The following is a 4810-nucleotide window of genomic DNA, read 5'->3' as shown; positions in this document are numbered from 1 at the left end:
CTCTTTTTCAGAATGTCATATTTGTTATCTACATCATTTTGTATATTCTCCGAGCGCAGCCTTCAGATACTCATACCTCAGTCTTTTCTCTTCCTTTGCAAAATGTACCTCCCGCTGCTGCTCTGGATTATCCTCGTAATTCAAGACTTCATCGCCGAACTGCTCGCTTGTGAGATCAAAAGCGCAGTCACCTATCACATTGTAACAATGATAGTTTCCACCCGGTCTCTTTATACCGTACACCTTTCCGCCAAATATATCCTGTGCCAGAAAAGCAGTGATGGAACACTGCCCCAGCGTCATGTTATCCTTTGTCCATCTGTCCCTCATCCTCGGCGCACAGGTGTCTGCACACCAGATATGACTCAGCGCATCGTATAGATCTGTTGGGGTATTTATCCCCGGATATTCATCTGTGATGGCCGGTGCATCTGCATTCTTCCAGCCCCAGAAATTGTATGTCTTTTTTCCGTTGTCCATCCATCTCACCTTCGATACTACATTATTCCATCATACTTCTACATTCAATACTTCTTTTGTCCAGCTGCCTCCATTACATCAACATCCTTACATCAACTTTCTTGCTTCATTATATCACTCACACTGTAAATTCTCAGTATTTAATATACGGTATTATTCCACAGTATTTTCTAGCACTCCAATATTTTCTATCTTACATCTTACCACACCGCCGCCCTTAAGGTACAGTGGTTATCATATATCCGTCAAGGCTCTTGTCGAAACAAAAAGCCACCTGAATATAAATATCCATTCGCATTCAACCGCGAATCATATTTATACCAGGATGGCCTATATATATTCATATGATATTGTCACTTGCGTTATCTACTACAGCTCTACTGAAGCTTTCCGTACTCCTCATCCGTCACAGGCTCGCACCATTCATTTGATGTCTCCTCGCCTGGAACCTCGATTGCAATATGGCTGAACCAGCTGTCAGGAGCTGCGCCGTGCCAGTGCTTTACCTCAGCAGGAATGTTGATGCAGTCGCCTGGATTCATCTCCACTGCAGGCTTGCCCTCCTCCTGATAATATCCGCGTCCGCCGACACACACAAGTATCTGGCCGCCGCCGCTCTTTGCATGATGGATATGCCAATTGTTACGGCAGAAAACTGGACTACCCCTCCGCAATCCCTTATAGTTACGGGCTTTAACGGCATACACGTCTGTGTTTTGTGCGACCCTTTCATGACGAGCAGTTTCTGCCAGGTTATTTCTCTGCTTCGTCCTCATTCCAAACCTCTTTTGCAAGATTAAAGACTGCCCAGCCTTTTGGCCAGCCTGCATAGAATGCTACGTGAGTGATGATTGCTGCGATCTCTTTCTGTGTTACCCCATGATCCTTTGCATTCTGTAAATGGAATTTCAAAGAGGAATCTGTGATTCCCTGTGCCATCAGTGCTACAACTGTGATGATACTTCTTGTTTTTAAATCAATATCTTCGTTATTCCAGTTCTCTCCGAAAAGAATGTCATCGTTAAAATGTGCAAAATCTGGTGCAAATGTTCCCAGAGCATTTCTTCCTGCTATCTGTGTGATCTTTGCCATGATATCAAACCTCCATCTTTCTTATTTATGGTAATTTGTCATACTCTTCTTCCGGTAAAAACTCAAGCCATTCATTGGAAGCTCCCTCTGCTGGAACTTCAACAGCCAGATGCTGGAACCAGCTGTCTTTCGCTGCCCCGTGCCAGTGTTTTACTTCTGGTGAAATATTTACTACATCTCCAGCTTTCAATTCACGAGCTGGTTTTCCTTCTTCCTGGTACCATCCTCTTCCACCAGTAACCAGAAGGATCTGTCCACCTTTATGATGGATGTGGTATGCATTGATTGTTCCCGGAGCGAAAGTAACCAGACCAACTGGTACTCTCTCTGTTGTAAGCATATTCAAATAGCATTCACCTGTAAAATACTTTGCGAATGCTACGTTTTCTTCACCGATTGGAAATACGTTACCTCCACCTAAGTCTTTTTTCATCTGTTCGATATCCATAAAAAATTCCTCCTTGCTCTTTTTATTTTATGGTACAACCTGAAGTAAGCTCTAGGTCAATAGATTTTGCAACTTTTTACATAAAGTTCATAATTTTTCTGTGACAGTTTGCATTTCAGGTACACTCTATTTCTTATCGGTATCATCATACTCCCATATTGCTTTCTATGTCCAATACCCATTATTATGGGTTGCTTAATGCCTTTTAAGCATAATCTGTTTCTATATCACAATGCAAAACAGATCTGCTGTATTCTGGCAGACCTACTTTGCATTATGATATAGCTTAAATCTGTTTGATAAGATTCAACTCTTTCTTGGATAGTGCTTTTTTTAACTTCTGGTTTTCCTTTATTAGATTCTCATTTTCGCTTTTCAGTTTCTGTAGCTGTTGCCGGAGCAGATTCATTTCCGCTTCCATCGCCTGACTGATAATGTTTCTCCTTGGATCCACCATACCAGCCTGCTGTTCCATTGCTGCATCAATCTCACCTCTTACAATCGGATTCTTGTAAAAGAATCCTCTAGATAAACCAGTCTTTTGCATCAGTGCTGGTACGGACACCTTTTCTCTCTCCAACACCATTGTCCGTATTGTCAGGACTGCCCGTTCCACTTTTTCTTCGCTCTTTCTTTTATTCAATTCCAGCATCTTGTCGTATTTGCTCATATTCTTCTCCCCATCCGTCCAGATTTGCTAAGATAATCTGTGACATAAGATTTCTTACTTCCCTTGTCTCATCTGCCAGTCTCTGATTGCTCATTTTCCGGTAGTACTGGACGCTTTTCACTCCTTTATGACCCAGGAGCTTTGCTATGGTCCAATCATCCACATGGAGTTCTGTCAGCTTTACCCCATAACAGTGCCGGAACATATGCGTTCCAAATCCGAATAATTTCCCGCTGTCATCTCGGATATCTTTTTCATAGATCATTCGAAGCACTTTATCCTGCAAGGTTTGGTAACTGATTGGTCTCTCCGGTTTGTTCTCGTCCGCAAAGATATAAATGCTTTCAGGATAATGCTCATTTGCATAACTGACTGCCTTTCCAATCAGCTGTGCCAGCTCCCGGCTGATCGGTTTTTCATATCTTCTTGTTTTCGGCTGGTATATGATAATCATATCCTGACGGTCATGTTTATAAAGGCAGTCTTTCCGCAAGGTCAGCGTGTCGGAAATTCTGGTTCCAAGCATCTGGTGGATGATCATTGCCCTTGCTATCTGCTCTTCCATTTTTACAATCTGGGCATTCAGTCTTTTCAGCTCACTGTCCGAATAAGATTTGAATTCTGCTTTCCGTTCTGGCGGAAAATCAGATTTTAAAAACAGTTTTGTAAGATGTGGAAAATCATAAATTTTTCCGATTGTTTCCAGCACATTTCGAAGCTTTAGCAGGTCATCCCGGATGCCATTCCCTCCGTTTGATTCTACCTTGATGTTGATTAAAAATTGTTCTATGATCTCCCGGTCAATCTCTTCGCAGGTGCTGATCTTGGAATGCTTTTCATCCAAATACTTTGAAAATTTATTCATGGCGGACAGTTCACGTTTTATACTGCCAAGGGCTTCGGTTTTCAGATGATGGTAAATTGCTTTTTTTACTTCTTCCCGAATATCTGGTTGCCGGATTCCTCTGAAATTTAGTGTCTTATGGTTGACAATCGGATTTGTCCGCAGGATAAGCGGAAGCCTTTCCAGATGCCAGATATCCTTTGCCAGCTCATTGGTTTCTGATCGGTCCAGTGTAAATTCCAGAAGGCTTTCAAAATACCGGATCAGGGCAGCTTTTTCCACCGATTCAGTCTGAATGTTCGTCACTTTATGCTTCGTCAAAGCCCTACCGTTTTGTATCATCCACATTTTCAACTGCTTTATCCAGAAGTCTTTTTCTCTGTCAAGCAGGCTGTTTTCCTGATGGGATGACTTCTGAAAAAATTCACATAAGCTGTTAAAATAATGCCTTTCCCTTTTTATGGTCAGGATGGATACCTGCGTTCCACGGTAGTAAATGTATTCGACAAATTCTGTCTGAAGCTGGTTTTCCGGCAGTTTATCCAGATCAAAATATTGTTCCTTATTCAGCTTTTCCTTTTGCTCATCGGTAGCCAGCTTATAACATTCCAGTTGTTGGAATTTCAGTTTATTATCCATGCTTCTCTCCTTTCTGCATACAGGCAAGCAGGCTGCTTTCCTCTTCCTCAAAGTATGCGTCATTTTCTTTAGCAATTTTTCTTGGCATATAATCTATATACTGCATGGTCATTTCCTCAAACGTATGTCCCAGATAGTCCCGGATGCTTTGGATTGATACGCCATGCTCATAAAAATTGGTTGCTACGGTATGTCGGTAATCATGAGACTTAAAAATATATTCTCCATTCTGTATGCCTATCTGGGAGCAGTATTTTTTCATCTGCCCCATGAAGGTGCTTTTGGAAAATGCTCCACCTTTCCGATTCCGAAAAATGTATGCTTCTTTTTTGGTAGGGTGCTTTTTCAGATAAACCTGCATCAGACGATACAATGTTACCGGAATGGGAACCCTTTTATAATTTTTCATTTTCACCTGGTAGACCTTCATCCAGCAGTCACCATTCTGGATATAATACGCATCCCCTTTTAAGGTGCAGACCTCACTGATCCGGAGTCCCACACACCAGAGATGTAAAACATCTTTCTCAGGTGTTCAGGAAACTGTGAGAGGTTTTGGATAATTTCCATATACACATCCTCTTCCACACTTCTGTCATGGTGGACTGGGATCTGTTTTCCAAGTAATACGATGCAT

At 41.9% G+C, this 4810-nt stretch carries 5 protein-coding genes and 2 pseudogenes; all 7 read right to left on the bottom strand.

The features are described 5' to 3' along the window. Positions 1-33: 33 nt before the first annotated feature. The 7 genes and pseudogenes from CCU_RS02300 to CCU_RS02270 all read right to left on the bottom strand — a co-directional run bounded on the left by CCU_RS02300 (position 34) and on the right by CCU_RS02270 (position 4675). A complete protein-coding gene (locus tag CCU_RS02300) occupies positions 34-480 on the bottom strand; it encodes a YunG family protein (protein WP_015533406.1) in 447 nt (148 codons plus the stop codon). Between the two features lie 377 nt (positions 481-857). Continuing rightward, positions 858-1130, bottom strand: a pseudogene (locus tag CCU_RS02295) (cupin domain-containing protein); the annotation flags it as partial. A 120-nt stretch (positions 1131-1250) separates the two neighbouring features. After that, positions 1251-1572 (bottom strand): annotated as a pseudogene (locus tag CCU_RS02290) (carboxymuconolactone decarboxylase family protein); the annotation flags it as partial. Positions 1573-1597: 25 nt separating this feature from the next. Beyond that, on the bottom strand, positions 1598-2020 hold the full coding sequence (locus CCU_RS02285) for a cupin domain-containing protein (protein ID WP_015533404.1): 423 nt from the start codon (positions 2018-2020) through the stop codon (positions 1598-1600). 286 nt (positions 2021-2306) lie between these two features. Beyond that, positions 2307-2690: a DUF6262 family protein gene (locus tag CCU_RS02280; RefSeq protein WP_015533403.1), complete on the bottom strand. Its 384-nt coding sequence runs from the start codon at positions 2688-2690 to the stop codon at positions 2307-2309. Beyond that, the gene (locus CCU_RS02275) at positions 2656-4173 is read right to left on the bottom strand and encodes a tyrosine-type recombinase/integrase (RefSeq protein ID WP_015533402.1); all 1518 of its coding nucleotides are present in this window, start codon (positions 4171-4173) and stop codon (positions 2656-2658) included. The genes CCU_RS02280 and CCU_RS02275 overlap by 35 nt, the downstream gene beginning before the upstream one ends. Continuing rightward, on the bottom strand, positions 4166-4675 hold the full coding sequence (locus CCU_RS02270; RefSeq protein ID WP_243440835.1) for a site-specific integrase: 510 nt from the start codon (positions 4673-4675) through the stop codon (positions 4166-4168). The genes CCU_RS02275 and CCU_RS02270 overlap by 8 nt, the downstream gene beginning before the upstream one ends. Between the last annotated feature and the right edge of the window lie 135 nt (positions 4676-4810).

Origin of the sequence: Coprococcus sp. ART55/1 (genome assembly GCF_000210595.1) — a bacterium.
Taxonomy (GTDB): Bacteria; Bacillota; Clostridia; order Lachnospirales; family Lachnospiraceae; genus Coprococcus; species Coprococcus aceti.
The sequence above is the reverse complement of the archived record's forward strand: the minus strand, read 5'-3'. Positions and strand labels throughout refer to the sequence as shown.